This is a genomic window from Borrelia maritima (assembly GCF_008931845.1).
Classification (GTDB): domain Bacteria; phylum Spirochaetota; class Spirochaetia; order Borreliales; family Borreliaceae; genus Borreliella; species Borreliella maritima.
On the sequence record NZ_CP044541.1, the window covers coordinates 1 to 17,364 of the forward strand.

13 protein-coding genes are annotated in these 17,364 nt (G+C 28.6%); 8 read left to right on the plus strand and 5 right to left on the minus strand.

The window, feature by feature from the left end; genetic code table 11:
- The 3 genes from DB723_RS05150 to DB723_RS05760 form a co-directional block, all read right to left on the minus strand.
- Window positions 1-739 (minus strand): variable large family protein (locus DB723_RS05150; protein WP_228459435.1); only part of this gene is annotated, 739 nt, incomplete at its 3' end.
- Window positions 702-1,535: a variable large family protein gene (locus tag DB723_RS05755; protein WP_267128514.1), complete on the minus strand. Its 834-nt coding sequence runs from the start codon at window positions 1,533-1,535 to the stop codon at window positions 702-704. The genes DB723_RS05755 and DB723_RS05150, both read right to left, overlap by 38 nt.
- On the minus strand, window positions 1,532-2,380 hold the full coding sequence (locus DB723_RS05760) for a variable large family protein (RefSeq protein WP_151553186.1): 849 nt from the start codon (window positions 2,378-2,380) through the stop codon (window positions 1,532-1,534). Before DB723_RS05760 ends, DB723_RS05755 begins: the two co-directional genes overlap by 4 nt.
- A 434-nt stretch (window positions 2,381-2,814) precedes the next feature.
- Between DB723_RS05760 and DB723_RS05765 the strand changes: the two genes are divergently transcribed.
- The 4 genes from DB723_RS05765 (at window position 2,815) to DB723_RS05610 (ending at window position 5,315) form a co-directional block, all read left to right on the plus strand.
- Window positions 2,815-3,534 carry a variable large family protein gene (locus DB723_RS05765; RefSeq protein WP_188093278.1) on the plus strand — a complete coding sequence of 240 codons (720 nt, stop codon included), beginning with the start codon at window positions 2,815-2,817 and terminating at the stop codon, window positions 3,532-3,534.
- Complete coding sequence (locus tag DB723_RS05770; protein ID WP_267128515.1) at window positions 3,528-4,136, plus strand: variable large family protein; 609 nt, start codon at window positions 3,528-3,530, stop codon at window positions 4,134-4,136. Before DB723_RS05765 ends, DB723_RS05770 begins: the two co-directional genes overlap by 7 nt.
- On the plus strand, window positions 4,130-4,993 hold the full coding sequence (locus DB723_RS05170; protein WP_267128516.1) for a variable large family protein: 864 nt from the start codon (window positions 4,130-4,132) through the stop codon (window positions 4,991-4,993). Before DB723_RS05770 ends, DB723_RS05170 begins: the two co-directional genes overlap by 7 nt.
- Window positions 4,994-5,126: 133 nt before the next feature.
- Window positions 5,127-5,315 (plus strand): BlyB family putative holin accessory protein, encoded by a 189-nt coding sequence (locus DB723_RS05610; RefSeq protein WP_228459437.1) that lies wholly within the window; start codon window positions 5,127-5,129, stop codon window positions 5,313-5,315.
- An 830-nt stretch (window positions 5,316-6,145) separates the two neighbouring features.
- Here the strand turns inward: DB723_RS05610 and DB723_RS05185 are convergent.
- On the minus strand, window positions 6,146-9,973 hold the full coding sequence (locus DB723_RS05185) for a class I SAM-dependent DNA methyltransferase (protein WP_151553188.1): 3,828 nt from the start codon (window positions 9,971-9,973) through the stop codon (window positions 6,146-6,148).
- Window positions 9,974-11,070: 1,097 nt separating this feature from the next.
- Window positions 11,071-11,670: a chromosome replication/partitioning protein gene (locus DB723_RS05190; protein ID WP_151553190.1), complete on the minus strand. Its 600-nt coding sequence runs from the start codon at window positions 11,668-11,670 to the stop codon at window positions 11,071-11,073.
- A gap of 460 nt (window positions 11,671-12,130) precedes the next feature.
- On the opposite strand from DB723_RS05190, the gene DB723_RS05195 reads away from it, so the two are divergent.
- The 4 genes from DB723_RS05195 (at window position 12,131) to DB723_RS05210 (ending at window position 16,368) form a co-directional block, all read left to right on the plus strand.
- Complete coding sequence (locus DB723_RS05195) at window positions 12,131-13,048, plus strand: plasmid maintenance protein (protein WP_151553192.1); 918 nt, start codon at window positions 12,131-12,133, stop codon at window positions 13,046-13,048.
- Complete coding sequence (locus tag DB723_RS05200) at window positions 13,041-13,580, plus strand: DUF226 domain-containing protein (RefSeq protein WP_151553194.1); 540 nt, start codon at window positions 13,041-13,043, stop codon at window positions 13,578-13,580. Before DB723_RS05195 ends, DB723_RS05200 begins: the two co-directional genes overlap by 8 nt.
- Entirely contained in the window at window positions 13,556-14,305 is a 750-nt protein-coding gene (locus tag DB723_RS05205) for a ParA family protein (RefSeq protein WP_151553196.1), read from the plus strand. The genes DB723_RS05200 and DB723_RS05205 overlap by 25 nt, the downstream gene beginning before the upstream one ends.
- 1,367 nt (window positions 14,306-15,672) lie before the next feature.
- On the plus strand, window positions 15,673-16,368 hold the full coding sequence (locus tag DB723_RS05210) for an SIMPL domain-containing protein (RefSeq protein WP_151553198.1): 696 nt from the start codon (window positions 15,673-15,675) through the stop codon (window positions 16,366-16,368).
- Window positions 16,369-17,364: the final 996 nt, after the last annotated feature.

The window sequence follows — 17,364 nt, forward strand, 5'->3', positions numbered from 1 at the left end:
CAGCAGCCTTAAGCTCAAGCTTTGCGTCACTCTTTTTAGCAGTATCAACAATCGTCTTTATCCCCTTAGCAATTCCTTTAACATTCTCTACATCAGCACTTGCTCCTTGACCATTCCCCGCAATATCCACAATATCACTGCTACCACTTTCAGCTTTAGCCATCTCTTCAGCAGCTTTTATCATTTCTGCTAACCATCCTCCAACTTCTTTGACAGCACTTTCAGCAGCACTTTTCAAAGTAGCCTTCCCCGCACTCCCATCAGCATTCAAAGCAAACTTTCCGCTCTTAGCCAATCCCCTCAAAACAATAGCAGCAGCAATTTGATCATTCTTCTTCCCTATATTATCATCATTAAAATCAGCAGCACCAGCAACACCACTACCAATAGCAGCTTCTATCGCATTCTTAGCCGCACCAGCCGCTTGACCAGCGTCACCCTTTTCAGCAGCATCAACAATCGCAGCTAATATCTGCTCCCCACTAACTGAACTAACAGCCGTAGCCGCCTTCTCAGCAGCAGTCTTAACATCATTAGCATCACCACCAGCAGCAGCAACAGCATTAACAGCGAACAACTTCCCTGCCTCCTTGTTATTATCCCCTTCAGCAGCAGCCTTAAGCTCAAGCTTTGCGTCACTCTTTTTAGCAGTATCAACAATCGTCTTTATCCCCTTAGCAATTCCTTTAACATTCTCTACATCAGCACTTGCTCCTTGACCGCCCACCGCAATATCCACAATATCCCCTCAAAACAATAGCAGCAGCAATTTGATCATTCTTCTTCCCTATCCCATTATTATCATTAAAATCAGCAGCACCAGCACCACCAATAGCAGCTTCTATCGCATTCGTAGCCGCACCAGCCGCTTTACCAGCGTTACCCTTTTCAGCAGCATCAACAATCGCAGCTAATATCTGCTCCCCACTAACTGAACTAACAGCCGTAGCCGCCTTCTCAGCAGCAGTCTTAACATCATTAGCAGCACCATCAGCAACAGCATTAACAGCGAACAACTTCCCTGCCTCCTTGTTACTACTACCCCCTTCAGCAGCAGCCTTAAGCTCAAGCTTTGCGTCACTCTTTTTAGCAGTATCAACAATCGCAGCTAATATCTGCTCCCCACTAACTGAACTAACAGCCGTAGCCGCCTTCTCAGCAGCAGTCTTAACATCATTAGCAGCACCACCAGCATCAGCACCAACAGCGAACAACTTCCCTGCCTCCTTGTTACTACCCCCTTCAGCAGCAGCCTTAAGCTCAAGCTTTGCGTCACTCTTTTTAGCAGTATCAACAATCGTCTTTATCCCCTTAGCAATTCCTTTAACATTCCCTACATCAGCACTTGCTCCTTGACCATTCCTCGCAATATCCACAATATCACTGTTACCACTTTCAGCTTTAGCCATCTCTTCAGCAGCACTTTTCAAAGTAGCCTTCCCCGCACTCCCAGCAGCATCCAAAGCAAACTTTCCGCTCTTAGCCAATCCCCTCAAAACAATAGCAGCAGCAATTTGATCATTCTTCTTCCCTATCCCATATTATTATCATCAAAATCAGCAGCAGCATCACCACTACCAATAGCAGCTTCTATCGCATTCTTAGCCGCACCAGCCGCTTGACCAGCGTTATCCTTTTCAGCAGCATCAACAATCGCAGCTAATATCTGCTCCCCACTAACTGAACTAACAGCCGTAGCCGCCTTCTCAGCAGCAGTCTTAACAACAGCATCACCACCATCAGCAACAGCATTAACAGCGAACAACTTCCCTGCCTCCTTGTTACTACTACCCCCTTCAGCAGCAGCCTTAAGCTCAAGCTTTGCGTCACTCTTTTTAGCAGTATCAACAATCGTCTTTATCCCCTTAGCAATTCCTTTAACATTCTCTACATCAGCACTTGCTCCTTGACCATTCCTCGCAATATCCACAATATCACTGTTACCACTTTCAGCTTTAGCCATCTCTTCAGCAGCTTTTATCATTTCTGCTAACCATCCTCCAACTTCTTTGACAACACTTTCAATGCTAATCTCCTTTCCAGTAGCTTGCGCGTTATCTTTTGCTGCGTTAGTTTCACCTTTTTCATTAGATAATTTATCAAGCTTTTCCTTTGTATCTTTCAATGTTTTAGTTATAGAATCAAAATATGTTTTTGTATCAGACTTTTTTGGATTTGCTTTTAGAAAAGCGTCCGCAACTAATCCCCCAAAAGCGTTAAACACATCTATGAATCCATTACCTAATTTTATAATTGATTGGTAAAATATACTTGCTGAGTCTTTACCTCCCTCAGCACCAGCCTGTTCTCCAGCATTGTTTTTGCAATTGATAAAAACAATGAAAGCTGTCAAAAATATTGCACTTGAAATTTTTTTCATATTAGTTTCCTCCTCAATGAAACATTTTTTAAATATTATTAATTTTTATTTTAGATATACTGCGTTTGATGGTTAAAATGTTTTGATTTAATTTTATGCAAAATTTAGGAAAGTTTTCTTTTAAAATTATTATAAAAATTTTTTCTTATTTTTTTAAGTTTTGATTTTTGAAGCTTATTTAATTCCATTTAAGTTATGTGGATTTTGCAATTATTGTATTTGTTTTATTTTCTTCTTGGTAAGAACATTTTACTAGATATTTCTTTATTTGTGATAAATTTTTTATTGCCTTTTTAAAGTTTTAAAGATTTATATCTTAGATATAAATCTTTAAAACTTTAAAAAGGCAATAAAAAATTTATCACAAATCTTGTGAAAAAAAAAATTTTGAGCTACTATGATGTCTTATACTTTTCATTGAGGAGGAAACTAATATGAAAAAAATTTCAAGTGCAATATTTTTGACAGCTTTCATTGTTTTTATCAATTGCAAAAACAATGCTGGAGAACAGGCTGGTGCTGAGGGAGGTAAAGACTCAGCAAGTATATTTTACCAATCAATTATAAAATTAGGTAATGGATTCATAGATGTGTTTAACGCTTTTGGGGGATTAGTTGCGGACGCTTTTCTAAAAGCAAATCCAAAAAAGTCTGATACAAAAACATATTTTGATTCTATAACTAAAACATTGAAAGATACAAAGGAAAAGCTTGATAAATTATCTAATGAAAAAGGTGAAACTAACGCAGCAAAAGATAACGCGCAAGCTACTGGAAAGGAGATTAGCATTGAAAGTGTTGTCAAAGAAGTTGGAGGATGGTTAGCAGAAATGATAAAAGCTGCTGAAGAGATGGCGGCTAAAGCTGAAAGTGGTAACAGTGATATTGTGGATATTGCGGGGAATGGTCAAGGAGCAAGTGCTAATGTAGAGAATGTTAAAGGAATTGCTAAGGGGATAAAGACGATTGTTGATACTGCTAAAAAGAGTGACGCAAAGCTTGAGCTTAAGGCTGCTGAAGGGGGTAGTAGTAACAAGGAGGCAGGGAAGTTGTTCGCTGTTGGTGCTGATGCTGATGGTAATGCTATGATGTTAAGACTGCTGCTGAGAAGGCGGCTACGGCTGTTAGTTCAGTTAGTGGGGAGCAGATATTAGCTGCGATTGTTGATGCTGCTGAAAAGGGTGACGCTGGTCAAGCGGCTGGTGCGGCTACGAATGCGATAGAAGCTGCTATTGGTAGTGGTGTTGCTGCTGATTTTGGTGATAATAATATAGGGAAGAAGAATGATCAAATTGCTGCTGCTATTGTTTTGAGGGGATTGGCTAAGAGCGGAAAGTTTGCTTTGGATGCTGCTGGGAGTGGGAAGGCTACTTTGAAAAGTGCTGCTGAAAGTGCTGTTGGGAAGACTGGAGGATGGTTAGCAGAAATGATAAAAGCTGCTGAAGAGATGGCGGCTAAAGCTGAAAGTGGTAGCAGTGATATTGTGGATATTGCGGGGAATGGTCAAGGAGCAAGTGCTAATGTAGAGAATGTTAAAGGAATTGCTAAGGGGATAAAGACGATTGTTGATACTGCTAAAAAGAGTGACGCAAAGCTTGAGCTTAAGGCTGCTGCTGAAGGGGGTAGTAGTAACAAGGAGGCAGGGAAGTTGTTCGCTGTTGATGCTGATGCTGCTGTGGTAATGATGCTGTTGTTAAGACTGCTGCTGAGAAGGCGGCTACGGCTGTTAGTTCAGTTAGTGGGGAGCAGATATTAGCTGCGATTGTTGATGCTGCTGAAAAGGGTAACGCTGGTCAAGCGGCTGGTGCGGCTAAGAATGCGATAGAAGCTGCTATTGGTAGTGGTGTTGCTGCTGATTTTAATGATAATAATGGGATAGGGAAGAAGAATGATCAAATTGCTGCTGCTATTGTTTTGAGGGGATTGGCTAAGAGCGGAAAGTTTGCTTTGGATGCTGCTGGGAGTGCGGGGAAGGCTACTTTGAAAAGTGCTGCTGAAGAGATGGCTAAAGCTGAAAGTGGTAACAGTGATATTGTGGATATTGCGGTGGGCGGTCAAGGAGCAAGTGCTAATGTAGAGAATGTTAAAGGAATTGCTAAGGGGATAAAGACGATTGTTGATACTGCTAAAAAGAGTGACGCAAAGCTTGAGCTTAAGGCTGCTGCTGAAGGGGGTAGTAACAAGGAGGCAGGGAAGTTGTTCGCTGTTAATGCTGTTGCTGATGCTGGTGATGCTAATGTTAAGACTGCTGCTGAGAAGGCGGCTACGGCTGTTAGTTCAGTTAGTGGGGAGCAGATATTAGCTGCGATTGTTGATGCTGCTGAAAAGGGTGACGCTGGTAAAGCGGCTGGTGAGGCTAAGAATGCGATAGAAGCTGCTATTGGTAGTGGTGCTGCTGCTGATTTTAGTGATAATAATAATGGGATAGGGAAGAAGAATGATCAAATTGCTGCTGCTATTGTTTTGAGGGGATTGGCTAAGAGCGGAAAGTTTGCTTTGGATGCTGATGGGAGTGGGAAGGCTACTTTGAAAAGTGCTGCTGAAAGTGCTGTTGGGAAGATGGGGGGGGTACGGAAACTAAGAAAATCCGCTAAAAAAGAAAAACACTTTTAACTCCCACAATGTTGGATTTTTTTATTCAATTGAAAAATTACTAAAATCAACAGTTCTTTTTCTTTATAAGGAAAAGCTGAAAGAACCAAAAAATACCTTACAGTAGATAGACACTCCTTTGTGATACTTAAATATATTTGCTAAATTTTTAGATAAATTTAATCTTATTTACAATAAAGGATTTTCTTTGCTTTATAAATTAAACATTCATTACACATTAATCTATAAAGAAAATACGGAGAAAATTGACAATGCATTAAGCCCATTAATAACTAAAACACTAGCCACAATAAATAAAAAATCAATGCATTTATTGAGCTAGTTAATTCTAATGAAAAAATCTTAAAATATTTAATAATCTAAAAATTAAACTTTATTTTATCTTACTATTTCATTGGAATTTTGATACTTATACCTATATCCTTTTAAGATTTTTATCAATGTCTGTTAAGCTCATTTAGCATTTTCATATCCTTTATAAAGTTAATTTCTGCTTGAATATTTTCTTATGGATTATTATTTAATAGTAGCATATCGGCCTCCTTATTACTTTTAATAAATACAAGCATTTATTAAAAACTATTTTTGCTAAGTTTTTTAAAAAAATTTATACAAAAAAGTGAAGCTTAGCTAAATTCTCTTGTCAAAGAATCTCGCCAAGCTCCCCACTTAATTTAAAATTCTCAAAAAGGTAGGTGTAAATGATAATATTTATACAACTACACTAATTGTAGTATAGTTCAACTTAAAATTAAAATCAATTCGTCTTTTTACTCAATTGAAATTTGGCAAATTTCAAAAAGTCCATAAAATATAATTCATAATTTTAATTTAAAAGTATGAATTATATTTTATATTGAAACTCAAAAAGGAGGTCAGTATGGCACATATATTTTAAATGATGCTAACAACAAGACGTTAATTGTAGATTTAGATCCCTAAAATAATCTAACAAACTATTTTTTTCAATATATTAAAAATATTGAAAAAAATAATGTTTAATATCTCTTTAAAAGAGATCAAACTGTGGCTTTTAACGAATATATGAATTCAATAAATAATAATAATAATTTTATAGTTATGTTTTAATAAACATATTATATTTCATAAATAGATAAAAATCCCTTAAAAGGGTAAACTAAATTTGGATTGTCAAACCTTAAGTTTAACTGTTCTTAAATAATTCTCATATCCTTTTATTAAAGATAAAATATAGCCTTCTCCTTTTTTATTTTTTAATGCCTTAAAGTCATTAAGCAAAACCTCAAAATCTTTTTTGGTTAGTGAATAAAGACTAGCTACAATAAAATTATTTTCATTTTCTTTTTCTTTGAAAAATTCATCTTTGGTATCTAGATTTAATATTTTATTAACTTTTTCTTTACTAAATTTAAAATGCTCTAAGTAAAGTAAATTAGAGAAATTTAAAGAATCATTTTTGGCTATTAGCAAGGAAGTATTTTTTACTAAAGTTAAGTACAGAGAATTAGCCAAAATTTCATCTTCTTCGGGTTGAGGCATGGGACACTGATAAAGACACGATTTTACAATATCGGTACTTAAAGCAAATCTTCTTACTAAATAGTCAAATGCTAGTGAATTAAATATAGAAATAATAAATAATTTTTTGTAAATAGATATTGGTGTTTTTTCATAATTTATATATATTGATCCCATACAATAACAATTTTTAGGAGACAAAGCGCTAATCATTGTTCTTTCATTTGTGTTGCTTGCAATTCTTCTATATAGTATTTTTTCGACTTGATAGTAGTTATCTTTAGTTAATACTTTTCCCAAGTCTTCTTTATTTATCCATAAAAACTTAGAACTTTCTTTTGCAGCTTTATCTTTAAAAAATCTTGAATTAAATTGATGAATATTGGCTCCAGAATAAAGAAATATAAAATTTTGATTATTATATTCTTTTAATAAAGATTTACAATTCTTAATACTTGGATCTAGCCCTTTTTTAAAATCAATATATTTTTCACTAAGAGGACTAAATTGACTAAACATTTTGCTAATAAGATTAAACTCTTCATTATCTTTAAATTCCATTATTGATTCTTGAAAAGGAGATAGTTTTTTAATTTGGTTTATATGTAATTCAATCCCTTTATAAGCATTTTCTTTGTTGTTTTTTAAATCTCTAGTTATTTCTTTTAAAATATTATCACTATTCTGAATCATAAATTTTGCTTTAAAATTTGCTGTAGAAGCTTTATTATTTCTTATTTGAAATACCGAAAACTTAAAGCGAGAATCCACATCTTTAAATCTTTTTTGATTTTGAAATTGATAAATATAGTTAAGTTTATAGTTAGTAAATATATATTTTCTTAATGCCCTAGAACTAGATTCTCCCCAAATAGCTGAAGGAACCAAATAAGTTAAATTGCCTTTTTCTTTTATTAGTTTTAAATTAAATGCTATAAAATATCTAAAAAAATTCGGATCACCGCCACTGGTAAAATCTTTAAAATCACTTTTATAAATATTATTAATAGTACTTATACTATTTTTTTCTTCATTGTACTCAATATTCAAAGGATGATTATCTCTGCCAAGTATTTTTTGTCTTATTTTATTTTGCTCTTCTATGCTTAGTTTTCTGTAACTAGGAATATATTTTGAGAAAAACTCTGCTTCATTAAACTTAATTTTCTCCCATGGAGGATTTCCAATTACAATATCAAATCCTTCTTGAATATCTGGAAACTCAATTCCATAGTGGAAAAATTTATAATAGCTACTTAATTTTCTAATTTTCTCCATTTTTTCTTTATCTTCACTAGAAGTTTTATTTTCCAAAATGTTTTCAATTAAACTAATTACAGCTGTAATATCACTAAACTCTATATTTAAAGATTTGTTACAAGATAATGAATAAAGCTTAATTAAAGAAAATATTACTCTTAAATTGCCCATATCCTCACTTTCCTCACATTCTTTGTATATTTTTTTAGATTTTTCTATATCTTCTTTAGTAGTATCGTTAATACCTTTAATTTTTTGATATCTATCTTTCAAAATAGTTGTAATTTCTTTAATCCTTTTTTTAAATAAAGAAAATCCACTTTCAAATTTCTCTTTGACAATATTAAAAAATTCATCTTTGGTATACCCCAAAAGAGCATTTCCTACTTTTATATGATGTTCAATAAAGCTTAATGGTGTTCCAAAAATAAAGGTATTAATCCACAAACTTAACATAGTAATTTCAACAGAAATGGGATTAATATCAACCCCATAAATACACCTCTTTAGCAACATCCTTTTCAGTACTAATTCTTTACTTATGCTATCTTGGACATCATATTCTTCACTTTCTTTAAAAATTACACTATATTCTTTACCAAGCTCTTTTTTTACATCTTCAAATTTATCTAACTGATGCCATACTTTTTCTGTTAAGTAATCTAAACAAGAAATTAAAAAATGTCCCGATCCACAAGAATTATCAATGATTTTTATGTCTAAAGGAGACTTGGTTTTAAGCTGTTCTTCAATTGATGATGTGACCATAAAATCAGTTAAGTCGTCTGGAGTATAATATGCTCCACTTCTTTTTCTATCAAGCGATCTAGATGTAAGATAAATATTGCCCTTAAGATATGTAGCAACTTTGTTTACTTTTTTGTTTTCAAGCTCTTCTTCAGTACGAATAAGATAAATCCCATCTTCAACAATACGATGAACAGTAGTATCTGCAATTCTTAGATCATATTCAAGTAGAGTTTCGTATAATTCCCCAAAACTTTTGGGATCTAACTTTGAATACTCTACAAATTTTTTGTCTTTAATATTTTTTTCTTCAAAGAAAAGTACCTTAACTAGTATTTCTTCAAGTTCACTAATACTTAGCAAACTTTCATTATTTAAATATTTAACCTTATCTTCTGCAAATAAACCCCCATTAAATATGGGAAACTTTATTGCATTACTTCCTTTATCAAGTAAATTGAAAATTGTTATTATTTTTTTATATCCTAATTTCTTTTTTGTATTTTCATCATAAAAAAAATACCTAAAAGATACAGAAGATCTGTATAGCTTATTTTCTTCTAATATTTTTTTAAAAATGTTATTATCTTCAATATATGCAATAAAAAATATTCTTAAAATAAAAATAATTGACTCTTCAAGTATGCTAGCTAAAATATGTTGAGTAATTTCTTTATCCGATACTTTAAATTCTTTGTCATATATATTTTTTGCAATTTTAAATACTAAAGAGTCATCGGGTCTTTCATAAAGTATCTCTCTTAAAGTTTTTTGAATTATCTCTTTTTCTTGAGCTATTTGTTCTTTTTCAACTTCTATTAAATTACTTGTCTTTAAGTACCTTTCTTTTCTTATAAGATAGCTAAATAAAATAAACCATTCTTGTTCTTTGTATTCTTCTTTTTCTTCAATTTTAGAAAAATCAAATTCAATATATCTTTTTTCTCCATAAAGTACTTTCGATTTATCATATAGCCTCCATACCTTTCCATTTGAAAGTATCCCATAATGTTTTTGATACTGATTTAAATATCTATATAGCTGGTCTTCTGCTTCTTTTACTTTATCTTTAGTATTAAAACTAAATGTTGGACGTTTAACTTCTGCTATAAGCAGAATATCTTCAGCTGAAATAGGCTCATTATTCTTTTTAGATTCTTCTAATTTATTGTTAAAATCTACCTTATATTTATCATTTTCAAAAAGCAATATATCTACCCTAGAACTTACTCCTTCTATTTGCCCACATTTTTGTTGTTCTACTGAATAATTTAATTCTTCAAATATAGATTTCAGCAAAGACTCTACATTTGCTTCTGTTGAATTATAATCTATTGAAGAAAGTTTATTTTTTACAAGAATAAAAAAGGCTTTTAGCTTATTAATATTTTCTTTTTTTATAAAATCTTTTGATAGTTCTTTATAGAGAGATATGTTTGGATCATTTGTTTTTAAAATGTCATTGATTTTCATTGCTTATGCCTACAAAATTTACGTTGTTTACAAATCTTTTACCACCACTCTTAATACTCATAATATGCTCTAAGACAGTTTTTAAATAAACTCCCAATATTTAGGTAAGTAGATAAAAATTGTTTTAATATTTGTTTAACTTTTTTTAATCTATCCCTAGAATAAAATTATATCAAACTTATTTATAGTTTTTTCTCCATATGTATCAGCACAATCAATTTTATGAAAGTCCAATTGGTTAGATTGTATCAAACTAATTTAAATTCGATCCGGCAACCTTCCATAGAACAAGGTACTGTATTAAGCTTGATGAATATAATTAGAGTCATTAATTTATTTTTTATGAGATGCCTTATAATACCAAAATCATCTAAAAAATACTTTTTTTCTTTTAATATAAATTTTTCTTATGTCCCCCAATTTCCCCTAATTTATGGAGCATAGGCAAAAAAGCTTACATCCTTTTATTTTTGAAGTCATAATTATCTAATCTTTTATTACTTTCTTCTTTAGAAGCATTTTATTCAAAGAATATTCAAGCAATAAAGATGTGAAAAATTTTTGAAAGACCTTATCAGTACAAAAACAGAACGACCAATAAACATTTTTTTGTTCATAATTATCCCCTCCTAAAATTAGGAAATAAATCAAAATTCTTCGTTTACAATTTTCTAGTAAAAAATAAAAGCAAGAAAACTAATAATCCTAAATATTTACTAAAAAATGAAACTAAAGAATGCTAAAGAAAGCTGTCAAGAAATAAAAAAGATATATTAATAGGATTATCTAGATTAAACTTTGCTGTCATATAAGAAAATTTCAAATCAAAGAAAAGACTTTTTATTTATATAAATTATATTATTACTTTATAGCTAATTATTATAAAAATATAGTAATAAAAAGCTTATTAATTTAAGACATTCAAAAAGGATTAAAGCCAAATATATTAATACTAAAATTCAAGATTTGGGATTTAAAATGAAAAAAACCCTTTTCGGGGCATCTTTTCGACATTAAACTAGGCAAAATAAACTTAAGCCTATTAGACATAATAGATTAGCATTAATTAAACACTAAAGTCAATAAAATTTGCAAATTTATTTATTCCTTTTCTTTTTAAGATTATCATATTTAATTACAATCTCTGATAAAATATCTTTTTTATTTTTAAAAATCTCCTCTAAAATAAAATAGACTCTTTTAGTATCTTTTTTGCAAAAATCATATAATTCATTATCTTTTATTAAAATTCTAATTGGAATATTTTCTTTATTGCTTTTATTTATGTCTTCTTGATTTATTACTGACAACTCTTGATTTTGTATAGCATGATATATACCATTAAAACCCACTTCCTTAATTTTATCAATAGAAATAACACCTTCTAGAACCTTTTCATAAACTTTTAAATATGTATAAGCCTGAGTTTTTGCAATTATAAAAGATTTTATAAATTGTTCGAAGCTTTTAAACCCATCGTATTTATAAAGTTCCTTTTGCTTAATTTCATATAGAATTTTCATTCTTTGAATCTTATTGTCAATATCATCTTTTAAATTAAGCTTTAATTGATCTTTTAAATCATTATAAATTATTAAATTTTCATCTCTATTATTATTTAAATTTTGGCTTTTATCAATAAAATCTTCAAATCTATCATTCAAAATCATCTCTTTTTTATTTTGTTTTTTCCCCATTTTGTCCTCCTATATTTGTTTTTTGTTTTAAAATATACATTTACATGTATTTAACCATCAATTTACACCTAAAAAATAAATTTATATTAATAATATCAGACAAAAAAGATACATACTAAACCCGATGTCATTAATCTGTGAATAAATATTCACGCAAATTCTACTTTGTGTGTCAATATTTATTATTTTATGATAAAAAATAATTACTAATAATAAATAAAATCGTTCACCTCTGAACGAAACAAGAAGTTATTTCTATAATCTTTGATTAAAAAGTTGCATTACAGCTGTTGTATAAAGTTACAATACTTTTTTTGGGAAAAATCTCCCCTTAACTTAAATATTTTTAAAATGGTTTTTAGTTTTAATCCCAAGAGAGATTGAAATTTATTATTTTATATATTACAATTTTTAATTGTAAAATTAATAATTAAATACACATTAAACTAGGAGATAAAAAATGAAAGCTATTAAATCTAATTATAAATATCAAATTAATGCTAATAAGCTACTTTCAAAAGACTGCAAACTTAAAAAAATAATTTCGGTTATTATTTACTTAAATAAAGAGTTTGAAAAAAAATATAATGTATCAATACATAAAATTCATTTTGATTCTGAAAAATTAAAAAGACTTCGAGTCCATCACCAAGGAGATATACTCCGAGTACTAAATTCAAACATAGATAAAGAAAATAAAAAAGAAACTACAATTAATACTCTAAGAATAGATTTAAGATTTTTAGTTAAGCTAAAAGCATTGGAAAAAAGAATACTAACATTTTCAAATAACTTTGGAGAATTCAAAGGCAAACTCTGCATATATAAAGTGTCTCCTATTGCATATAAATTGATTGATACATATTTCAGTAGCACTAAAGCAGACTTAATTAAGAAAGTAAAGAAAGAAAAAGATACTTTGAAGGTAGAACAAGGGGTTTTGAGGCCTCAAAATATCATTGAAAATATCACTGTATATAATAAAAAACATATAAATATATATAATAAGAATTCTATACAAAACTCTTTCTTTAAAAAAATTAAATCAGCAATCTCAAGAACCAAAAACCCAATCAAAACATTAAAAAATACCTTATTAAACTACAAAGATTTCAAAAATCACCTCAAACATGATTATGAAGTGAAAGATATTAAAGAATTTTTTTTACTTAAACTAAATATTTACAAGAATAAAATACACTTTATGAGAAAAACTGCACCTTATAAAACCGATTTCTACAATATTGCAAGAGAATTCAAAGACAACTATACTACTAAATGGAAAACTAATAAAATAACTAGATTTTCAGGACATGCAGGCACAATAGCAAATGACATTTTAGCCAATATCCTAAAAAAGGAAATTAAATTTGAGTAGTTTACTTGAAAAGCTCAGAAATAAAAAAAACAATATAAAAAAAAGAATTATTTTCAATAAAATTGAAGAAATAAATAGTAAAAAAATATATTATACAAAAATATTTAAACATTTAATTGGATTTAAAATCACAAACAAAGGAGAAAGATTAAGGCTTACCTTTCAAAAATTCAACAACAACAAGGATTTTATCTTTTTTAATCTATTTCCTTTAAAAGAAAATGATAAATTTTTAGAGATAAGATATAGACATGATAAACTAGATAAACCTTTTTTTCTTAAAAAAGAAAATAATAAAACTTACGCAATAAAAAAACTCTACTATATAGAATTTGCGTTTAAAAGCGGATCTATTAAAGCATATGTACAATCATTAAGAACACTTCTAAGAAAAAACAAAGAAAATACAGAATATTATCAATTCAATTTATCACACTTAAAAAAAATGGAGAAAAAAGTGTATGAATTTTATAATAAAAAAATAAAGGATGAGGGAGTTATAAAAAAATGGATCAAAAAAAACCAATTATAATTACATTGGCAAGTTTAAAAGGAGGTGTGGGAAAAAGCTCACTTTCCATAATTTTTTCTTATGTCTTAAAAGAACTAGGGAAAAAAGTACTACTAATCGATTTAGATCCACAAAATTCCTTAACTTCCTATTTTAATAAATACATTTCCAATATTAAGAAACATAATGTTTATGAATTTTTAAAAGGAAATACTTACTTTGATAAATGTGAAAATAAAATTAATAAATTCATTTCTATAATTCCTTCCCATCCCATATTGGAAAAATTTAACACAGATGATATAGATTACAAAGAAATCATCTTAGAATTCAGACTAAATAAAAGTACTAAAAGTTTTAACTTTGACTATATTATAATAGACACTTCCCCTAGTAGGAATTTTCTACTAAAGAATGCTTTAAATGTTACAGACCATATTATAATTCCAGTTCAAGCAGAAAGGTGGTCAATAGAAAGTTTTTCTATTTTAACAGAAACTATCAAAAATATTCAAAACATTAAAAATAAAAAATATACTATTTCTATTATAGAAAACCAATTTATCAAAAATAGGAACACTTTAAAAGAAGTGGAGGATGTATTACATAAAAAATATGGTAAATATATAAAAGGAAAAATCCACTTTTCAAATAGTATAAAAGTTTTTATAAATGATCTTCTAGAACCTTCTCTAAAAGAAATTTATTATATGGAAGCTGAAAATGCTTTAAAGGACATACTATGAACCCCTGTTTATAAATCTCTTTTTGGAGAAAGCAGCTAATTTAGTATTTTAGTAATTAAATTTAGTATGCTACCTATAAATTTAAAATTTATAGGTAGGTTTAAAAAAATTTACATAAAATTAGATAAATTTTTTTAAAAAAAAACAATAAAAATTGAAATATTAAAATAAAACAGACAATAAAGAAATAAAATCTGGAATTAAAGTCATCAAAAACTAAGACAATATTTTTTAAATTTATTTTTTTCTAAATTTCAAGATAAAAACATATAGATTATTAATCAAGTGAAAATCTTATTCATTTTTATTTTTAAATCTTATTTCTATAATTTAATTAATCCTTATCTTCTATTAATAAATAAAATCTAAAATGATTTTATAACAAAAAAAGTTCTTAATATAAAATCTGTATACCTTCGCTAATTATACTTTAAATAAAATAAAGAAGCCCTTAATTTTAATTGTTAGATTTTTCCCCTATTATTTATTCTTTTAGCTCTTCGTCTTATTTATCCCAGAAGTTTTCTCTATTTCTATCCCTTTCTCTTTTCATGCGTCTAATTCTGCTCCTATATTGTGTCATCACAGGGCCATCTACAAATTCTGTATTTCCTCCCCCAGACACAGGTTTTCCCAATAGTAGTTTTTTATTACTTTTTAGCAAGTGTTTTTTAAGTTTGGACAATCGGAATTGTATATATCTTGTTATCCTTTAAATCCTAATAAAATATGATTTTTATGTTTTTATATAGAATTTATTTTTTATTGCTATTGTCAGTATTTATAACCTTTAGTGCTGCTTTAACGCTGTGAAGCGTTGTTTTTTTAAATCATACATTTTTTTTAGATGTTACTTTAAAAGTTCTTGATTACTAATGAAATCTTAATTCTAATTCTAGAATTTTATTCTTTTATACGATTTTTCTATTGGTAGGATTTAGAATCTATTTGGTTCATACATATTGAGTGGCTTATTATAAGCCACATAGCTTATTATTTTAGAATGTCTTTTAATTAATGTGCAACAAATATGGCAAATAAATTAATTTTTAATAATTAAATATAGACAATAATTATATGTTATTTATAGAGTATTATTCTTAATAGGTTTAATCATAATAAAAGGCATATTTATTATGATTAAACCTAAATTTAAGCTTTTTAGATTTATAAATAAAAGTCCAAAAACAATATTTACCAAGTTTATAATTTTCAGTCTAAAATTTGAAAAAATAAATTCTGATATTTTAAACTATAAAATTTTGATTCATTAAAAACGTCTTCAGATTTATTAATATTAAGCAATATGTTAAAATAGATTTGAATAAAATAATTCAATATATTGTTGTTTTTAGGAGACATATTCTATGCTTAGGAGAAAAGAAATATATTTCTTGTTATTTTCGCTACTTTTATTTATATCATCAATTATAATTTCTCATGGAATAAAAAGCATTGGTATTAAAAATGAAAATTATATTACAGTTAAGGGTCTTAGCGAAAGAGAAATTTTATCAACATCTTCTAGTTGGGAGTTTAGGTATAGTTTGACTGGCAATACCGTTAATGATATTAATAAAGCAAATAATTTAAGTTTGTCTAGAATTAGAAACTTTTTTTTGAAACATGGATTTAGCGAAGATAATATAAAAATGGGATTTATGGAATTTAATGAAGAGAATTATAAAGAATCTCTTTATAAGTATAGAGCAGATATATCCTTAAGCGTTCATACAAAGAATATTAAGAAAATGGAAGCAGCAGAAAAAAACATTGCTGATCTTTATAATCAAGGTATATTGATTAATAATAGTGGAGGCCCAAGATATTACTTTGATAATATTAATGATATAAAACCCGAAATGTTAGCAGATTCAATTAGAAATGCTAAATTAGCAGCTCTGGAATTTGCAAAACATTCAAATTCAAAATTGGGAAAAATTAAAAATGCAAATCAAGGATATTTTGAATTTCTTCCCATTGATAGAAGTTTAGGCGCCCAAGAGCGTTATCCAAAAAAAATATTAAGGATAGTAACGACTGTTTCTTATTATTTGGATTAATAGTTAGGAAACTATTAATTTTAAAGATTATAGAAATAATTTTTAGCTTCATCATTTAGGGGCATCTTTTTGGATGATAATTGCTGTGTTGTTTAATATAAAATGATCTGCAAGATTAGCTTTTGGATGCTCTCCTACTTTTTAATTTCTTTTATGCCATTTGAACTTAAGTATCAAGCTTCCAATTAAATTTATAAGTCTTTGGTTAGTTTAAAAGGGAACTTTAAAAGAGTTTAAATAATATATTAATTTATATAATTTTAATATATTCAATGATTATTAATAAATTATTTTAGACTTCTTCACAAAAAGAGTGAATGCAACTATATGTTTTCATGTTTTGCTATATATAAAGATAAAAGCTATGAAATTACATTAAATCCAGAGCTATTAATCTAATAATTGTGCAAGGCCCCCTATCAAACGATAAATCAAAGCCTCCTATTCATGAATAATAAACACTTGTGTGAAATTTTAATAAATAGATTTTTTCTTGATAGGTCACTTAAATCACTTTAAGAAGCAAAATAAAAGATAATAATGGGAAACAATACAAATGCTGCAGAAGTTAGTGATATTGGAAATGATTTAGAAGGGTTAAAAAGTTATTTAAATTAATTTTTTAATAAAATAAATCAAGAAGATATTATTAAAATATAATTATAAGAGCAGATGCTTTCTAAAAAGATACATTTATAAAAACTCCTTTTATAAAGAACCAATAATCTTTACTAAATTATTTTTTTGTTTTGCATTTGTAATACAGAAAGAACTACAAAATATCCCTAATATAACTTATCTATGGGTTTCTAGATAGACTAGAAGCCCTTTGTTTCTAATATCTTTAACTCTTTAAAAGACATATGCCATGATACATTGCTACATTTTAAATGTATGCAAATTGTTTTCTTCCATTTAATAAAAGTTTTCTAATTAATCTATTACTTTCGTTGAAAATCACCTAACTAAGAATATTGCTAACGGCTAAGACAATGG

Excerpts from the sequence above, each read along its gene's own strand:
- DB723_RS05760 (WP_151553186.1), bottom strand. The coding sequence starts at position 2,380 with ATGAAAAAAATTTCAAGTGCAATATTTTTGACAGCTTTCATTGTTTTT.
- DB723_RS05765 (WP_188093278.1), top strand. The coding sequence starts at position 2,815 with ATGAAAAAAATTTCAAGTGCAATATTTTTGACAGCTTTCATTGTTTTT.
- DB723_RS05185 (WP_151553188.1), bottom strand. The coding sequence starts at position 9,973 with ATGAAAATCAATGACATTTTAAAAACAAATGATCCAAACATATCTCTC.
- DB723_RS05190 (WP_151553190.1), bottom strand. The coding sequence starts at position 11,670 with ATGGGGAAAAAACAAAATAAAAAAGAGATGATTTTGAATGATAGATTT.
- DB723_RS05195 (WP_151553192.1), top strand. The coding sequence starts at position 12,131 with ATGAAAGCTATTAAATCTAATTATAAATATCAAATTAATGCTAATAAG.
- DB723_RS05205 (WP_151553196.1), top strand. The coding sequence starts at position 13,556 with ATGGATCAAAAAAAACCAATTATAATTACATTGGCAAGTTTAAAAGGA.
- DB723_RS05210 (WP_151553198.1), top strand. The coding sequence starts at position 15,673 with ATGCTTAGGAGAAAAGAAATATATTTCTTGTTATTTTCGCTACTTTTA.